Here is a 15,625-nt window from a genome sequence, read left to right as displayed (position 1 = left end):
TCAAGTCAATCCGATACCGCTTCTTCGACATACGGGCCCCATGAATCGGCCCGCGACACGGCGAGAACCGATTGGCTGCGGGGGACGCAGTGCTTAGCATGACAACACTTCCGCCTTTGGTCGATACAAGGGACTAGTCCGGATGACGCGTCTCGAAGGAAAGATCGCGATCGTCACGGGAGCCGCTCGTGGAACCGGCGCAATGGTTGCCCGGTTGTTCGTCGAAGAGGGCGCGCGCGTGCTCCTGGCCGATGTCAACGAGGAGCAAGGTCGCGAGACGGCGAGGGCGTTGGGCGAAGCGGCGATTTTCCAGCGTCTCGATGTCTCCTCCGAGGACGATTGGAGGCATGCCATCCAAGCGGCCGAGGAACGCTTCGGAGCGCTTCATATCCTCGTGAACAATGCCGGGATCCTCCACATGGCGGCCCTGGAGGACACGAGCCTCGCCGACTACGAGCGGGTGATTCGTGTGAACCAGGTCGGAACCTTTCTCGGCCTGCGTGCCGGCACACCGGCCCTCCGCACAGCGGGAGGCGGATCGATCGTCAACGTCTGCTCGGTGGACGGAGTTTCGGCCAAGAACGGCGAGATCGCCTACGCGTCCAGCAAATGGGCCGTGCGCGGGCTTACCCGGGTCGCGGCCCTGGAACTCGGCAAATGGGGAATCCGCGTGAATGCCGTCTGCCCCGAGCAGGGCAGCACCGAGATGATCGCGCCCCAGATCCTCGAGGGCGTCGATCCCGCGCTGGCTCAATCCTTCATGCACCCCTTCCTCGCGTATCAGCGCGAGCGAAGCGTGGAAGACCGGATCCGCGACATTGCCAACATGATCCTGTTCCTCGCCTCGGACGAGAGCCTCTCTTGCACCGGCGCGGATTTCCGCGTCGACAGTGGAAACACGGCGGGGAAGAAGATCAAGGGCATTCCAGGCTATTGAGATGTCGAATCGCCCCACCCGCCAAGCCGAGAACAGCGCGGGCCTTGGCGTGGTCATGAGCCTCCGACTTCGGTACCTCAAGGCCGTGCGAGTCGTTCTTCTCGTCGTTTTCGCGGTATTCACGGCAGGCTGCGAGCGGCCGGAAGCCCAGCCTCCGGAGGCGGTACCTGACGGGCTTCCTTCCATTCGCGGCACGCTGCGCATCGCCAGCTATGGGCCTGACGCACGCGACGAAGGGGCTTCCGGGTGGGTCCACCACCAGCGATGGGTGCGCGGCGAGAGCTACCAGGGCGTCGAAGACAACGACCTGCGGGGCTTCCTGGACGGTCGTTTCGTCTATGGATGGAACCAACCGGGACAGATCCACTCCCGCGTTGGACGGCGGCCCACCAAGCCTCGATTTGGCGAGACGGAGCTCTTCCGCACGCTTCAACGCTGGGATGCGGTGACACTCCCAACAGAGGCGCAGGTTCTCGAAGCCAGTCTGGTGATGGAGGTCGAAGACGGCCCCGCCAGGCCGCTGGATGTGCTCCTCTACTCCGTGAACCCGGATTGGAATCCCGGGCAGGGCGGTACGCAGCGGGACAACACCTCTCCGCCGCGGGCCGGCGAGGTGTGGTGGAACGAGATCGCCCATGATGAGCTTTCGTGGGGCATGCCGGGTGTCGGTTTCGCTTCCGACCAGCACCCCCGAGCGGATACACCGGCGATGGCTTTGGCAGAAGCCCCATGGGTACCCGACCAGAGGCAGCTTCGATTCGAGAGCGATGCCTTGCGCGCGTACACCCAGGAACAAACCCGCCGCGGCAAACCGCTTCGTTTCCTGGTGAAGCTCTCGGATGCGTTGGAGGACGACGCTGGGGCACTGCTCTATCTGTATACCGCCAACCATGGGGATGTGCGGAATTCATCCCGTCGGCCCATCCTCTCCCTCGCCTGGGCGGCGCCATCGGCGAGGGCCCGCCAGGAGCATCGGGTGCATCTGGAAGCCGGTCGCGTGGCGACGTTTCCCCGCATCGAGCTGAACGGAGAGACGACGCTGGCTGTGAGTTTCGAGGCGACCGGAGCTTCGGGCCGCCCAACGCTGCAAGTGCGCGGAGGGCGAGGGGAGTCCATCTCGGAGTGGATTTCCGCGGAGCATCCCGTCGAACTGCCCGGAAGAGGTTGGGATTGGGCGGAGGTCCGTATTCTCGCCGTCCGTGATCCGATCGAGCTAGGCAGCACTTTCGAGACGAGTCTTCACGATACCTGGGTGCGCACGGCAGCACCCCAGGAGCAGCGCGTCGTGTTCGTATTCGAGGCGCCTCGAGGTGAACGATTCGAAGTGCTCGCCGACTACCGCGGAGACTACACCTGGCAGGTTTCCTTCACGCCCGACGAGATCGGCCGCTGGCGCTACCGGTTCCACGAGTCGTTCCTGAAGGAGCCCTACGACAGTGAAGAAGGCGTGTTCGACACGGTCGTGCTCGATCGGGCCAATGCGCGTCGTCAGCTTTCGGCGCTCGCCGACCGCCTGCGCGAGAATGCAGGCGCGACGGACGACGCCCCCTCGCCCTGGGCCGAGAGCTTCTGGCGGCTCGAGAGGGCCGCCATGCAGCTGGAGACGCCGGAATCGTTTGCGTCTCCGTCGGGCCGAGAGCTCTTCGATGTCTTGACCGAAGTACGCACGATTCTCTCGAACCGCAAGGTGCCCCGCGTGCTGAAGCCGTCACCGATGAAGCGGGAGTGGGGGAACCAGGCTCCCTAGCTTCCGCCAGCTTCCCGCGCAGACAGGGCCCGGCGGCGTACGCGCTCCAGATAGGACGAAGGCGGGAAGAAGCTCAAGGTCAGGGCCAGCGCTGCGAGGGGCGCAATCGCCACGAAGAGGATCGCGACGAATCGGAGCATCGCGACCGCAAGCTCGGTACCGAGGAGTCGGGCGTCGGGTTCGCTTCCAAGGGCGAGAATGGCGACCAATCGAATTGCGAGCGCGACAAGCGGCAACGCAGTCACCGCACCGGTCCAGATCGACCAGAGCAGGAAGCGGTTCGTCACGACCGGATCGGCCAGGCCCAGGCTGTCGCGCCTGCGCATGGCCCGCCAGTAGCGCAGGGATTCGTAGAATGCCCAGGAGGTTGGAAGGAGACGAGCAAAGTTCGTCGCCACGATCGAATACGAGTTCTCGATGCTCGCGTAGCCACCCATCAAGGTGTGGGCACTGGTTGCGATGATCGCAACGATGACGCTCCCGGCGAACACTCGCGCACCCTCTTGCGAGGGATGGAAGACGCGCAGGGTGAAGATCGTCATGGCGATCGTGCCCGAGGCGAACGCAAGATGACCGACGACGTTGATCGGGAAGGCGAGCTCGGGCGCGGTCGCCAATAGCGAACTCCCGAGCACACGCGCCGAGAGGCCGATGGCCGCGCCCGTGAAGTAGAGGCCGCCCCAGAGCTCGGGCGCCTGGCGCGTCCGGGAGGCGAGTTTCAACAGCCGGATTCCCGGTGCGATGAACAGGAGGAAGATGAGAAGAGGGCCCATGTAGATCATCGATTCGACACCCGTGGCATCTCGTCGGAAACTACCGGGTGGGGGTTGAGCAGAAGCGCCAGCAGCCCCAGGCCTTCAGAGCAACGTGTCCAGAACGGCGAGCGCAGAGCTCGGATCGGCCTCTACGAGCACGCCGCGGATTCCCAGGGCTTCGGCAGCGTGGACGTTGTTTGCGTAGTCGTCGAGAAAGAGGGCTTCATCGGGCGCAACGCCGAGTCGTTCGAGTGTGAGATGGAAGATGCGTGGGTCGGGCTTTCGAATTCCGACCTCACTCGAATCGACCACGACATCGAAGAGTTCGTCGACCGGCAGCAACTTTCGCCATACGGGGCTGAACTCCTTCACATTGTTCGTCACGAGGGCAGTCTGGAAATCCTTGGCGCGCAAATTGCGGACGCGATCCATCAGATCCGGCCGTGCGCTGCTGTGATCCATCGAGCCGAAGAGCTGGAATAGATCTGCTTCGACGCCGCGCTCCCTTCCCAGGGCCATGATCCCGTCGCGCGCCTCGAGGAAGCCGAGTTCGCCGCGTTCCAGGCGGTGCCAGGGGTGGTCGGTGTCCGCGTCGTAGGGGCCGAACACGATTTCCATCAGCATCCCGGGTTCCGCACCGAGGTCATCTGCCAGCGCATCGAGCGCGCCAAAGGGCGAGGGGGTGAAAACGCCACCGAAATCGAAGAGCACCGCACGAATCTGCATGGTCGAATGCTACCGAAGTTGGGAAAGCGGCTTCTTCTTTCGGGTTCTCAGGAGTCGGCAGTCTCTACGCAGCTGCGAGGCGAAGCCCTTCACCTGGCTCCAGGAATGGGCATTCGAGCCGCCTTGGCACACCTCCTGCAGCTTTCGGACACCGAGGGCTTGCTGGAGGAAATGATGTCCGAATCAAAACCCGCCGTGCGGTCGCGCACCCGTCTTGCTGCATTGTTCGCGCTGACACTTCTCCTGGGTGCCGCGGACTGCGATTCCAGCTCCGACAGCGCCCGGCGTCGCGCGGATACCCCGCTCACGACGACTCAGGCAGTTCTGGTCACGGAAGAAATGTTGATCGAAGAACCCGGACCCGGACCGGCGCCCGCGGTTCCGGAACCCGGTGCCGCTCTCGTCTTCGGCGTGGGCGCCCTGATTTCGCTGCGCATGCTGCGGTGTCGGTCGATTCGCTAGGGAAGACCCGGGCCTTTTCATCGAACCATGGCGATCCCCGGCCAGTTCCTCTGGGCCGCACCGCCGGACGGCCACGGCTTCGATTCCCTTTGCGTCTCGGCCCGGGAAGGAACATCCTCTCTCACTGGCCGAAGAGGGGGTCCCGATGAAATCCGGTGCTGGGCTGCTGAGAGGTGAGATCAGGACCGATCCGTTGGCGATGCGTGATCTCGGCCAGACGCGGGTGCTCGATGGTTGGAGGTTGATCTGATGCCGCCGCAGGATTTCGAAACCGGCCCTGGACCCATCGATCGACCTGGTGGGAGCGGGGCTCTCCGCGCAGTCGGAATCGTTCTCGTCGCGCTCGGCGGCGCGGTCGTGCTGGTTTGCGCCGGAGGTGCCTACTGGTTGTCGCAGAACGAGTCGGTTCGGGAAGGCTTCGATGCTCTCGTCGCTGCCCGGGACGCACCGGGCGCCGAAGAGCTGCGAAGCGCGGGCTGTGATGAAGCCATGATCATGGAGTCCGCCGTGTTCCTGGATCTGGCCGAAGGGTTCGCGGACATGTTCGGCGAAGAGCTCGTTGAGGAAGAGGATCGCGAGGAGTTGGAAGGCATTCCCTCGGTGTTCGTGGTCTGCACGTTCAACACCACACCGGGGCTCGGCTGCGACGATGTGAGTCGCATCTTTCGCGAGGCGGCCGGGCCGACGGAGCCATTCGTGGCTCAGGTGACGGGCGCAGGAAACAACGATGTCTGCCAGGAGGTGTTCGGTGCCAACGGAGAATCGCTCGGAGATCTCGATGGCTGGGGGGATGGCGCTAGCCCACTTTGACGGATGGGCCGGTGGGAATCATGAGCGCCCGAACAGGTTCTTGCGCCCTTCTTCATCGGGGCCGGTGGTGAGTGCCTTGCGTCCCTCCTTGCCGAGGTCGTAGCCGCGTCGTAGGCCAGGGCGTTCCTTCAGGGCATCGTACCAACGGCGTACGTTCGGGAACTCGCCGGCAAGATCGATGTCGTTGCGCTTGTAGGTGACGACCCAGGGCCAGGTCGCCATGTCGGCGATGGAGTACTCGCCAGCCAGGTACTCGCGCTTTGCGAGCTGTGCATCCATCACGCCGTACAGCCGGCGTGCCTCGCGCCCATAGCGGTCGAGGGCGTAGGGCACCTTCTGGTCGGCGTACAAATTGAAGTGACCGAACTGGCCAAACATCGGGCCGACGCCGCCGATCTGCCAGAAGAGCCACTGCAGTACATCGAAATGGCCCCGGGGATCCTCCGGAAGGAAGCGGCCGCATTTCCTCGCCAGATAGATCAGGATCGCGCCGGACTCGAAGATCGCGATCGGCTCGCCGCCCCCGATGGGATCATGGTCCACGATGGCGGGCATGCGGCCGTTCGGGCTGATGGCCTGGAATTCGGCTTCGAACTGGTCGCCCCGGCCGATGTTGATCCAACGGGTCTCGTAGGGGAGCTCCATCTCCTCCAGGGCGATGGAGATCTTCCAACCGTTTGGGGTGGGCCAGTAGTAGAAGTCGATCATCCAGCCAGGGTACGGCAGCGATTCGCGCGGATGCCCCACCCGCGTTGCGCCTCGTGTTCATGAAAAGAAAGATGATCATCGCCTTGCGGTCCTCCCCGGCGTCACGGTAGAACCGGGGTCCGGCACTTCCGCCCCGCGAAACCTGACGGAGACCCAACCATGCCCGATCCGACAACACCCTCCGGAGGCCTCGAAGGCTTCGCGGTGCTGGTAACCGGCGGAGGTAGCGGGATCGGAAAGGCCTGCGCAGCTCGCCTGGCGGCGGACGGCGCGGCCGTCACGATCTGTGGACGCACCGCAGCGAAGCTCGAGGATGCTGCCAGCCAGATCGAGCAGAACGTCGGCCATGGGGGTAGCGTGCAGGTTGCTGCCGCCGACGTAACGAATGAAGAAGACGTCAGGCGCCTCGTCGCCAGGGCCATGGAGCCGACCGGCGAGCTGAATGGCTGTGTGGCCAACGCGGGCGGGGGCGGGGGAATGGGTCCCTACCATGTTCAGGACACGGACGAATTCTTGCGCGTCCTTCACTTGAACGTGCTTGGCACCCTGCTGTGCGTGAAGCATACCGTCCCTCCGATGGTGGCAGCGGGCGGCGGATCCTTCGTCGGAATGTCGTCGATTGCCGGACATCTTCCGCATCCCTATTTCGGTGCGTATTGCGTGGGCAAGGCGGGCATCGAGGAGATGATGCGCAATGCTGCGAACGAATTCGGAGCAAAGAGAGTTCGCTTCAACGCGATCCGTCCCGGCTTCATCGCCACCGAACTCATGTCGGGAATTCCGCGAGATAGCGCCACCTACGCTTCGTACATCGAGAACACGCCGATGGGGGATGTCGGGCAACCGGAGGATGTGGGGCAGTTGGCCCGCTTCCTGATTGGCAACGAATCGCGTTGGATCACCGGCACCTGCATCAACGTGGATGGGGGGCACGCTCTTCGTCGAGGCCCGGATTTCGGCCCGTTCATCGAGCCCACGCTCGGAAAGAACGTGATGGAAGGGGAGCTTCCGGAGTAGTCCGCGGGCGCGAACGATGGATCGATTCCTACCTCAGCGTTCGCTGACGGAGAAGCCGCCACACGACTGGCCAGGCAAAGAGGAGAGGGTGGCGGCGTTGGCGTTCGCTGAGCTCGATCTTCTTTCCGGCGTGGCGCTCGAGCTTCCAGAGGCCGTAGCTGACCCAATCGTCGAACGTGAAAATGGATTTCACGAGGCCGAGCGTGGACCACGCTTTGCCCAGCCGGCGGCGTCGTCGCCAACGTCGGCGGGCTTTTTCGATCTTCTCATCCGACGCGACGACGAAGCGCAGACCCGCACTTCCAGAAACGGAAACATCTCCCTGGGTTTCGAGTTCGACCAGAGCAAGGTCGAGGAGCGCCGCGTAGCGTTCCGGCGCAGCCTCGTAGAGAGCCCGAATGGTCTCCTCTGACTCTCCGCGAAGCTCGGCCCGGTAGGTTTCCTGAAAGGCTGCGGGCCAGAAGCGCTCCGATGTGACGGGTTTGTCCAGGGTGCCGGGGAGCCAGGCGTGCAGGTGGCCGACGAACGTCTGTACTGCGATTGCGACATCCCGTACGACGGAATCCCGAATTTCTTCACTGCGGTGGTAGAGCAACCGGGCGGGCTGTGCGAAGCGGGCCCACACTCGCGCCTCGGCCCAACGGGGTGCGACCGCCTCCGAGAAGTGGTGGAGCGAAAGCACCGCGACCTTGGCCCGGAGCAGCTTGCCATCGGCCGAATGCTGCAGATAGAAGACATTGGGCGGCAGGATCGCGTTCAGCAGCGCGAACCAGCGCCCGGGGTAGGCGCGTCTGTAGTCGTCCACCAGGACGTAGAAATCGAGCACGCCTTCCGCATTCTGGTTCCGAAGGCATGAGCCGTAGAAGAGCACCGCAGCCGTGGCGTTGCCGAAGCGTCTGACCAGCACGTCGGCGAGGACAGCGGCTTCCGGCGGAGCTGGTGCTGCCAACTCGCTGGCGATTCGTTCCGCCAGTTCGGTCCTCGCCACGTCTTCTTCAGGCTCGCAGGAAATCGACCCGTTCGGGGGCCGTGAGGCGCACCATGCGCTCGCTCTTGGGGTCGAAGAGCTCGCCGTCGAGGATGACGCCGCAATTCAGCCGGAAGTGACCCTCGTGGGCGTTGTGGCTTTCGAAACCGTCGGTGGCTCGGGTCGGGGGGAGGCCTCGAAGGATCTGGGGAAGTGCGCGTCCCACTCCGCGGGCGCCCGTCGTCATCGTCGTCAGGCGGACGGAGCCCGGGCCTTCGCCCCAGAAGGGGCGCATCCGCAAGAACAGTCTTTCCAGGGTGGAGGCGGCGACCACGGTGTAGGCATCCGTACCGGCGAGCTGCGCGTCAAGGGTGAGTTGCACCTTGTCGGGAGTCAGCACACCTGCTCGGCGGCCCGAGAGCAGCTGCGGGAGCAATGTGGCGATCATGACCGAGCCGCCCAACACACCCTGGGCCTTGCCTTTCGGGAAGCTCCGCTGGGTGAGCTTGACTGCGCGGTAGATGGCGCCCGCTCCGAAGAACATTCCGAAGTGGGGCGCACCCTCTCCGACCAGTTCCATTCGCAACACGGGTCGTGAACAGGCACGCGGCCCCAGCTGGCCCTGCCGAGCGTCCTCGAGAAGATGACGCAGAGCCTGAACGGGGGATCGGTTCGCCCCGAAATCGAGGGCGGCCATGTTGGTGCGCCCGCTGCGCAAGGGCGCAACCTTCGGTCGCCAGCCCGGCGTGTGTCCGAGGATCTCCGTCAGCACGCGTTGGAGGGTGCCATCGCCGCCGTTCACGACCAGAAGCTCGATGCCCCGATCCGCAAACTCCGCGACCGTTGCCGGAACTTCGGCGGAGCTCGGTGTTTCGCGATGGAGCAACCCGGCATGACGATCGGCTTCAGCGAGAACCGCATCGGTTCTGCGGCTGCGGCCTCCGGCCTTCAGGTTGGTGAGCACGCCAATCCTGCTCGTCGGGATTCCGGCCTCGTTCATCGGCCTTCCGTTTCGTTCATCCAATGCATCAGCAGTCGGATCCGCATGAGACTTCGGCGGGAGGTGCCGCGACATTCATCGCAGGGGACACCTCATTGAAATAGGTCACATTGGAAACGCCACTGCCCCCGAGCTTCAAGGGGGCCTCGGCTGCCGCCGCAATCTCGAGCTCGAACGGCGCCGTGCTCCACGCGGTCCGCCAACGGATGAAGGGTGCCAAGACCCAGCGAACCGCCGCGGGCAGGTCACGGAGGGGGTCGTAGCGCACCAGGCCGGTACCCAGCTCGAATCGGCCGCGCACACCATTGCCCTCGATCTCGATGGCTTCCGGGATCGGGAAGCCCTGCGGCGCCGGTGCCTCCGCCCAGACGAGCCTCGTCGAAACCCGCTCCGCGATGAGGATTTGGTCCTCCTGTTGCACTCGCAACCAACTCTCGGCGCCGCCCGATGGATCCGTGGTCTCGACCAGGTAGACGCTGGTATCCCCTGCCAGGGTGAAGAGCTCGATGCGTCTCAGCACGAAGGAAGATTCGAGCTTCTCTGCCCAGCGATGGGTCCGGACGAGGCGTCCCTGGACCGTTCGTTCCTGTTTTCCCTCCGTCCAGAGCTGGCCCGTGATCGCGGTTTCCGTGCCGAGCAGATCGAAGCCACGATCCCGGCCCGTGGACTCCGATAGCCGCGTGTCTTCACCGCCTGGCCCGAACGTGAGATCGACGCGTACGCGCTCCTTCCAGATGTGAAGCCGATGGACCGGCCCACGCTGGTCGAGTTCGAGCTTGCCGATGACCATGTGCAGCCGATCGTCGGAGAGTGTCCACTCGCCCCGGGATTTGGCGCCATCGAAGGAATGCACCGTGCCATCGGCTTCGATCAGATGGCCGATGACGGCCGCGTTGGCGTCGCCCAATCCGACGTTGGTGATGCACAGCTCGATCATCAGATGCTCGCCGGTATCGAAGCGAGCGGTCAGGTTCCAGAACTCGGAGCCAAGCTCCGCTTGGGGCATGCGGGCAGCTGCCAGCTCTCCAGGCTCCGCCGGCACGGGTGCCGCGTGAAGGAGAACCAGCCATGCGAGGACGGTGGCGGTTCCGAGGCGCAAATTCACGACGTCCGACCCTCCTCTTCCCACGGCACGACGCCATGTCCGAGCAGTGCCTGCGTGCAAGCGCTCGCCAGGCGGATGACGTGAAAACCGATCGAGGCCAGGGTCCAACCGGCAACGGCCAGCATGCCGAGCGCCGGCAGGCCGGCCAGCGTCGCGGCGCTGAGGAGCACGAGGTTTGGATTCCGCCGAGCGGTGATGCGGCGGAACCAGGAGTCGATGGGGCGGTAGCTATGGATCTCGAAGCCGAAGCCAATCAGGAAGATCCCTTCGAGTACGCGCCCCGCGACGTAGCCCATCACACAGATCGAGGTGGCCAGGGGGACCCACTCTCCGACGAAGCTTGGCGGCATGCCGGCGGCTGCACCGCCGAAGGCCCACCACCAGAACGGCGGGTGGATGAGATCGAGGCCGTGATCGAACACGTTCCCGAACGGACTCGTGCGCAGGGTGACGCGAGCGAGCTTGCCATCCACGGTGTCGAGAAAGGTCATCGCCCAGGCCATCACGAGTCCGATGCCGAGCGCGCCAGACAGAAACGCTCCTACGGTGCCAATGGCGAGCAGCCAGCTCGCGAGGGTGACCGTGTTCGGCTTCACGTCATGGCGGGCGAGAACGCGGGTCGTTGCGAGGGCGGGCCGGGGCCAGAGCGAGCGTGTGACCCAGTCCGTGACGCCCTTGTAGGAAGCATCGAAGAGCTGCTGCTCCAAGCCGGTCGCGCCTTCCGCAGTGACCCGAGCGACGAGCGCCGGCTGGCGTTTGCGCAGCTTGGTGTCGTAGGGATGGACCAGGTCATCCGGCCGTGCCAGGGCGATTCCGTCCGCCAGGGCGGGTTTGCCGTCGCGGATCCAACCCGCGGCCAGGGCGAGTTGGTCGGAACGGATGTGGGCGGCCACCGCAATGGCCCCATCCGCCGGGCGAGAGAGGAGCACCACATCTCGAGTGGTCTTCAACGCTTCGAGAAGGCGTTCGTCGAAGACGAAGTCGCCTCGGAGCACGAGCCAGCGGCGAGCGTGTTCGGCCGGGGGAGGTTGGCTGCCCGTCCACACGACGGCGTCACCGCCGAAGGCACGGCGCAGCCGCTCGGTAGGGCAGATACCGAACAGCTGGGTTTCCACCTCGAGCGGTGTGACCCAGACGCCGGTTGCACTGCTCCGGCGGGGCTGACTTCCCCCATCTTGGGCTCCGGGCACGCGCCCCCTCCTCCCGAACCAGCGGCGGACAGTACCATACGGGTCTGGCAACCGGATGAAGGCGGCCTCGCGCGCCCTTCGGGGCCCTGGCGGCGACCGCCCGGTCGGCCGATCCCTGTTGCGCCCTGGCGGCAGCCGCCCGGTCGGCCGATCCTGATCCCCCGCCGTGCCGCTACTCGCCCACCTCTCGGATCTGCACATCACCTCGCCCAGGTGGCGCAGCGTGGGCGAGATCAGTCCCAAGCGGGTGCTGGGCGCTCTTTCCTGGGGGCTTCGGCGGCGTCACGAGCACCGGCCCGAGGTGTTCGAGGCCCTGCTGCGAGATCTCGAGATGACCGCTCCGGACCGGGTCCTGGTCACGGGTGACGTGACGAACCAGGGCCTCCCGCGTGAGATCGAGGTTGGGAGGCAATGGCTCGAGAGGCTCGGAGGGCCCCAGCGGGTGTTTCTCGTGCCCGGCAACCACGATGTGTACGTCCCCGGCTCGGCCCGGGCGATCGCGGCGGATTGGGGCCCGTTTCTCGCCGGCGACGGTCCATGGATCGGTGAAGAGCGCGTCAGGGTCCGGGTGACCGATGGCGTCGCTTTGGTTGGCGCCGATTCAGCCGTTGCCACACGGGCGGGTCTGGCGACGGGCCGGATCGGCCGGCTGGCTCGCCTCCGCCTGGAGCGCTGCCTGCGAACTCTCGGCCGGCGCGGATTGCAGAGGGTCGTGATGCTGCACCATCCGCCCTGGACCCAAGGGATTTCCGGCCGGCGGGCCCTCGAGGATGCCGCCGCGCTGCAGCATGTGCTGGTGCGCGCGGGGGCCGAGCTCGTGCTCCACGGGCACGTACACCGCCTTGTGTTCAGCCGGTTGAGCGGCCCCCGGCGTTCCATCCCGGTGATCGGCGTGCCCTCGGCCTCGGCACGGGGCGTCAGGGGGAGCGATCGCAGAGCTCGCTACCACCTGCTCCGGCCCCTCTCCGGCGGTGTCTGGGAATTCAAGGCGCGGGTTCTCGATCCCAACTCGGGTCGCTTCGAGGAAGCACCCGCGCGGGAGCTTCGCCCTCAGGGATGATCGCCGGTCGCAAACGTCCATCTAAGCGTCGTGCCGTCCTGGAGGATCAACTCGACGGCGAGTGGTTGCGTCTCCGGAATGTCTTCCGCCCACATCCGCTGGCCGTCCCAGTGAAGAGGTCGCCGAGGCGCGCCATCCACCGTGATCCAGCCGCTGGCCGGTTGCATGGGCTGACGAACGGCGTCGCTGACGTAGATCATGGCACGTCGCTGCTGCCGCAATAGCTCAAGATGGTGGTCGCCGACCATCTGGAGCTGGCCGCCGTGTCTGGAAGCATGGTCGGTATGAGCGCCCACGGGGCTGCCCAGATGTACATAACGAAGAAGGGGAAGGCTGCTGAGTCCGAGTCCGGCCACCGCCGCCAGGAGCCAATGCCAGGGCTTCAGCGATTGATCTTGGCGAGCCAATAGGTCATCCCGCTCAGGATCAGCGCCGGTGCGTAGACCGCCGGCAGGTCGATGAGCCAATGCTCCGAGCCCACGAGGCCGCGAACGGTATCGAGGACGTGGACCAGTGCATGGAGTACGGAGAAGCCGGCTGCGGCTGCGCAGGCAATGACGCGGAGGCTCGGCACGAAGGCTGCGGCGATCAGGCCGCCACCTATCAAGGTGAAGATGCAGCCGACGTCGCGAACGAGGTGTTCGTTCAGCGGCCCGAAGTCCGGCACCCCGGCCGGGACCTCAAAGTACCAATGGACCGGATCGACGAGCATCCAGATCCCATTGGCGAGGTTGGCCAAACCGAAGAGGCCCAGGGTGAGTGTCCACGGGTCGAAGGCGAGGCGGCCCGAGTCTTCTTGCGCGCTTACCGACATGGTTGCCTCCGGGCGATGGGTGGGCGGGCGTCATCGACGCCCGGACTCCCACGGGTAGCCGATCCCTGAACCCGGCCCAAGGTCCACTTCCGGATACCTGCACGGGACCATTGCAAGTCAACCAGCGGGGACGGGGTTTACAATTGACTTGTTGAAAGGGGCCAGGCCCCTTTCAACAAGTCAATTGTAAACCCCGTCCCCGCTGGTTGACTTGTTGTGGCGGGCCTGGAGGATCCGCTCAGCGAGGGCGAGATGTTCCGGGCGGTCGACGTCGAGGGCGCATTCGGGGAATGGCAGTCGGAGTGCTTCGGCGCGGACGCCGGCGCGTCTGGAGATTCGCTTCACGGCGGCATCGAGATCGAGGCGGCCGAGGGCGAAGCGTGCGAGGGAGCCCGCACCAATCCTGGCCGCCAGGCGCCACGGGTGCTTGCGGTGCGCATCCATTTCGCGCCAGAAGGCGACGGCTCGGACCGCACGCGGTGTGCGCAGGAAGAAGAGGTTCGCGCCCGTGACGCGTTCATCGCGAAGTGCCACGAATGTGCGCCGGACATCGGGGTAGTGCTCGCGGACGGTGTGTTCGGGGACGACGCCGACGACGACGTCGCAGTCGCACTGGCTGGCTCGCTCGATGAAATGGTCGATCATCCGCGGTTCGAGGAGGGGATGATCGGCGGTCGTCACGAGCACCGGCCGCGGCCGATCGAGACGGGAGAGCAGGTTTTCGACACTGCCACTGGGTGTTTCCGCCGGCGTGTGAACGTGGATCTCGCCTCGCTCGCGGGCCTTCGCAACCTCCTCGTGAGACGCCATCTCCGGGTCGTCGGTGCATAGCCAGGTCTCGGAAATCTGCTCGGCCGCGTGTAGCGTGCGGATCACCCGAAGCCCCATGGGAACCCCTGCGATTGGAATCCGCGCCTTGTGGCTCACCCCGGCTGCCTCCGCGAGGGCATCACCGCCGCGGCGTCGGCCGCCCAGCAAGAAGGCGACGGCACCGGTCTCCGTCGGCGTTCCGGTACGGGGGTTCGCTAGCATCGCGGCTCATGGTAACCGAGGGCAGCGGCCGGGAAGACTCCGGCGTCGAAGTCCTCGTGGAAGCCACCCACGCTGGCTGTGGGCGATGTCTGTTTGGGATGTCGCTCCTCGAGCACGCCCTTCGCGCCCTGCTCGACGCGGGCCTCGAAGGTGCGAGGGTCTGGCTCCACGAGAACTCGGACGAACCCATGCCCCTGCCCGCAGATCTGGCCGGCGGGGGCGGGCGACTCCGGGTGGAACGCGTGAGCGGCGCCGCGCCGCTGGCGAAGCGGATCGTCGAAGCCGCCGGCCAGGCCCCGGTGCTTCTCGCGCTCGAGGCCAATGCAGTGGTCGATCCCCGGATCCTTCTGCATCTACTCGAGCGGCAAGGTAGCCGTGCTGTGCTGGGCGCCCCTCCGGCGCCCGGGGTCGGGCGAAATTCCGCCGTGTTGCGCCTCGAAGGCCCGCCGCCCGTCGCACCGGAAGCGCGTGACCTGGCATCTCTCGCGCAAGCCTGGCTTCTGAGCGGGAGCCTCGAGAACGAACCCGCCGAGGGGATCGACGCCTACCTGAAGAAGCTGCGGAGACACCTCACTCCCTGGGTGTTTCGGCCGACGAACGACGGCGAACGCGATCGCTGCGAGCGCTTTCTGTTCGAAGCCAACTACAAGGGCTCGACCGATTTCTTCACCAAGCATGTCTACCCGCCCATCGTATGGCAGTTGGTTCGGCCGCTTGCTCGCTACCGTGTTCATCCGAACTGGGTGTCCGTCTTCAATGTGGCGATCACGTTTGCCGCGATTCCCCTCTTCGCCGCCGGCCAATGGGTTGCCGGCCTGACGCTGGCGTACACGATGAGCGTCCTCGACTCCGTGGATGGCAAGCTCGCGAGGCTCACCCATCGCGCGTCGAAGCTCGGCCATGTGCTCGACCACGGGCTCGACGTCGTGCACCCGCCGCTCTGGTACCTGGGCTGGGCGGTCGGTCTTGGCGGAGGCGGTTGGATTTCCGCTGCCTGGTGGATGCTCGGGTTCTATGTGGCCGATCGCCTGGTCGGAGAGGCATTCACCCGCATCACCGGGGGCCGCTCCATCCATGCCTGGGCCGAAATCGACGTGCGCATGCGAACCTTCATCTCGCGACGCAACATCAATGTACCGCTGTTCACCCTCGGGCTGCTCCTGGGCGTCCCCGGGCCCGCGTTTCTCGGCATTGTGGCATGGCAAGCTGCGACCTTGATCTTCCACTCCTTTCGGCTCGCACAGGTGGCGCGGGAGATCATGGCCGCACCCACCGGTGGGGCAGCGTAGGGCAGC

At 65.5% G+C, this 15,625-nt stretch carries 17 protein-coding genes; 7 read left to right on the top strand and 10 right to left on the bottom strand.

The window, feature by feature from the left end:
- Positions 1-142 precede the first annotated feature (142 nt).
- Positions 143-937 (top strand): SDR family oxidoreductase, encoded by a 795-nt coding sequence (locus tag GY937_27505; GenBank protein MCP5060462.1) that lies wholly within the window; start codon positions 143-145, stop codon positions 935-937.
- A 1-nt stretch (position 938) separates the two neighbouring features.
- Positions 939-2,684 (top strand): DUF5060 domain-containing protein, encoded by a 1,746-nt coding sequence (locus GY937_27500; protein MCP5060461.1) that lies wholly within the window; start codon positions 939-941, stop codon positions 2,682-2,684.
- On the opposite strand, the gene GY937_27495 is transcribed toward GY937_27500, so the two are convergent.
- Positions 2,681-3,457 (bottom strand): hypothetical protein, encoded by a 777-nt coding sequence (locus tag GY937_27495; GenBank protein MCP5060460.1) that lies wholly within the window; start codon positions 3,455-3,457, stop codon positions 2,681-2,683. The two genes, GY937_27500 and GY937_27495, sit on opposite strands and share 4 nt — an antisense overlap.
- Positions 3,458-3,541: 84 nt before the next feature.
- Positions 3,542-4,165 (bottom strand): HAD family phosphatase, encoded by a 624-nt coding sequence (locus tag GY937_27490; GenBank protein ID MCP5060459.1) that lies wholly within the window; start codon positions 4,163-4,165, stop codon positions 3,542-3,544.
- Between the two features lie 105 nt (positions 4,166-4,270).
- On the opposite strand from GY937_27490, the gene GY937_27485 reads away from it, so the two are divergent.
- Positions 4,271-4,627: a hypothetical protein gene (locus GY937_27485; GenBank protein MCP5060458.1), complete on the top strand. Its 357-nt coding sequence runs from the start codon at positions 4,271-4,273 to the stop codon at positions 4,625-4,627.
- Positions 4,628-4,876: 249 nt separating this feature from the next.
- The gene (locus GY937_27480; protein MCP5060457.1) at positions 4,877-5,437 is read left to right on the top strand and encodes a hypothetical protein; all 561 of its coding nucleotides are present in this window, start codon (positions 4,877-4,879) and stop codon (positions 5,435-5,437) included.
- Between the two features lie 18 nt (positions 5,438-5,455).
- Here GY937_27480 and GY937_27475 read toward each other — a convergent pair whose 3' ends face one another.
- On the bottom strand, positions 5,456-6,145 hold the full coding sequence (locus GY937_27475) for a thiol:disulfide oxidoreductase (protein ID MCP5060456.1): 690 nt from the start codon (positions 6,143-6,145) through the stop codon (positions 5,456-5,458).
- 159 nt (positions 6,146-6,304) lie between these two features.
- On the opposite strand from GY937_27475, the gene GY937_27470 reads away from it, so the two are divergent.
- The gene (locus tag GY937_27470; protein MCP5060455.1) at positions 6,305-7,162 is read left to right on the top strand and encodes an SDR family oxidoreductase; all 858 of its coding nucleotides are present in this window, start codon (positions 6,305-6,307) and stop codon (positions 7,160-7,162) included.
- 28 nt (positions 7,163-7,190) lie between these two features.
- Here GY937_27470 and GY937_27465 read toward each other — a convergent pair whose 3' ends face one another.
- Genes GY937_27465 through GY937_27450 form a run of 4 tightly spaced genes read right to left on the bottom strand, consistent with a single transcriptional unit; the run spans position 7,191 to position 11,424 of the window.
- On the bottom strand, positions 7,191-8,150 hold the full coding sequence (locus tag GY937_27465) for a hypothetical protein (GenBank protein MCP5060454.1): 960 nt from the start codon (positions 8,148-8,150) through the stop codon (positions 7,191-7,193).
- A gap of 7 nt (positions 8,151-8,157) precedes the next feature.
- The gene (locus GY937_27460; protein ID MCP5060453.1) at positions 8,158-9,129 is read right to left on the bottom strand and encodes a hypothetical protein; all 972 of its coding nucleotides are present in this window, start codon (positions 9,127-9,129) and stop codon (positions 8,158-8,160) included.
- A 28-nt stretch (positions 9,130-9,157) separates the two neighbouring features.
- The gene (locus tag GY937_27455; protein MCP5060452.1) at positions 9,158-10,234 is read right to left on the bottom strand and encodes a hypothetical protein; all 1,077 of its coding nucleotides are present in this window, start codon (positions 10,232-10,234) and stop codon (positions 9,158-9,160) included.
- A complete protein-coding gene (locus GY937_27450) occupies positions 10,231-11,424 on the bottom strand; it encodes a CDP-alcohol phosphatidyltransferase family protein (protein ID MCP5060451.1) in 1,194 nt (397 codons plus the stop codon). The genes GY937_27455 and GY937_27450 overlap by 4 nt, the downstream gene beginning before the upstream one ends.
- Positions 11,425-11,590: 166 nt before the next feature.
- Here GY937_27450 and GY937_27445 point away from each other — a divergent pair, with 166 nt between their 5' ends.
- Positions 11,591-12,484 (top strand): metallophosphoesterase, encoded by an 894-nt coding sequence (locus tag GY937_27445; protein ID MCP5060450.1) that lies wholly within the window; start codon positions 11,591-11,593, stop codon positions 12,482-12,484.
- On the opposite strand, the gene GY937_27440 is transcribed toward GY937_27445, so the two are convergent.
- From GY937_27440 to GY937_27430, 3 genes are all read right to left on the bottom strand, one after another.
- Positions 12,475-12,891, bottom strand: a complete 417-nt coding sequence (locus GY937_27440) for a hypothetical protein (protein MCP5060449.1) — start codon at positions 12,889-12,891, stop codon at positions 12,475-12,477. The two genes, GY937_27445 and GY937_27440, sit on opposite strands and share 10 nt — an antisense overlap.
- Complete coding sequence (locus GY937_27435; protein MCP5060448.1) at positions 12,867-13,298, bottom strand: hypothetical protein; 432 nt, start codon at positions 13,296-13,298, stop codon at positions 12,867-12,869. The genes GY937_27440 and GY937_27435 overlap by 25 nt, the downstream gene beginning before the upstream one ends.
- A 180-nt stretch (positions 13,299-13,478) precedes the next feature.
- The gene (locus GY937_27430; protein ID MCP5060447.1) at positions 13,479-14,330 is read right to left on the bottom strand and encodes an NTP transferase domain-containing protein; all 852 of its coding nucleotides are present in this window, start codon (positions 14,328-14,330) and stop codon (positions 13,479-13,481) included.
- A gap of 8 nt (positions 14,331-14,338) precedes the next feature.
- On the opposite strand from GY937_27430, the gene GY937_27425 reads away from it, so the two are divergent.
- Positions 14,339-15,619: a CDP-alcohol phosphatidyltransferase family protein gene (locus GY937_27425; GenBank protein ID MCP5060446.1), complete on the top strand. Its 1,281-nt coding sequence runs from the start codon at positions 14,339-14,341 to the stop codon at positions 15,617-15,619.
- The last annotated feature ends 6 nt before the right edge of the window (positions 15,620-15,625 follow it).

Source organism: bacterium (assembly GCA_024228115.1).
In the GTDB taxonomy this organism is placed as follows: Bacteria; Myxococcota_A; UBA9160; order UBA9160; family UBA6930.
The sequence above is the reverse complement of the archived record's forward strand: the minus strand, read 5'-3'. Positions and strand labels throughout refer to the sequence as shown.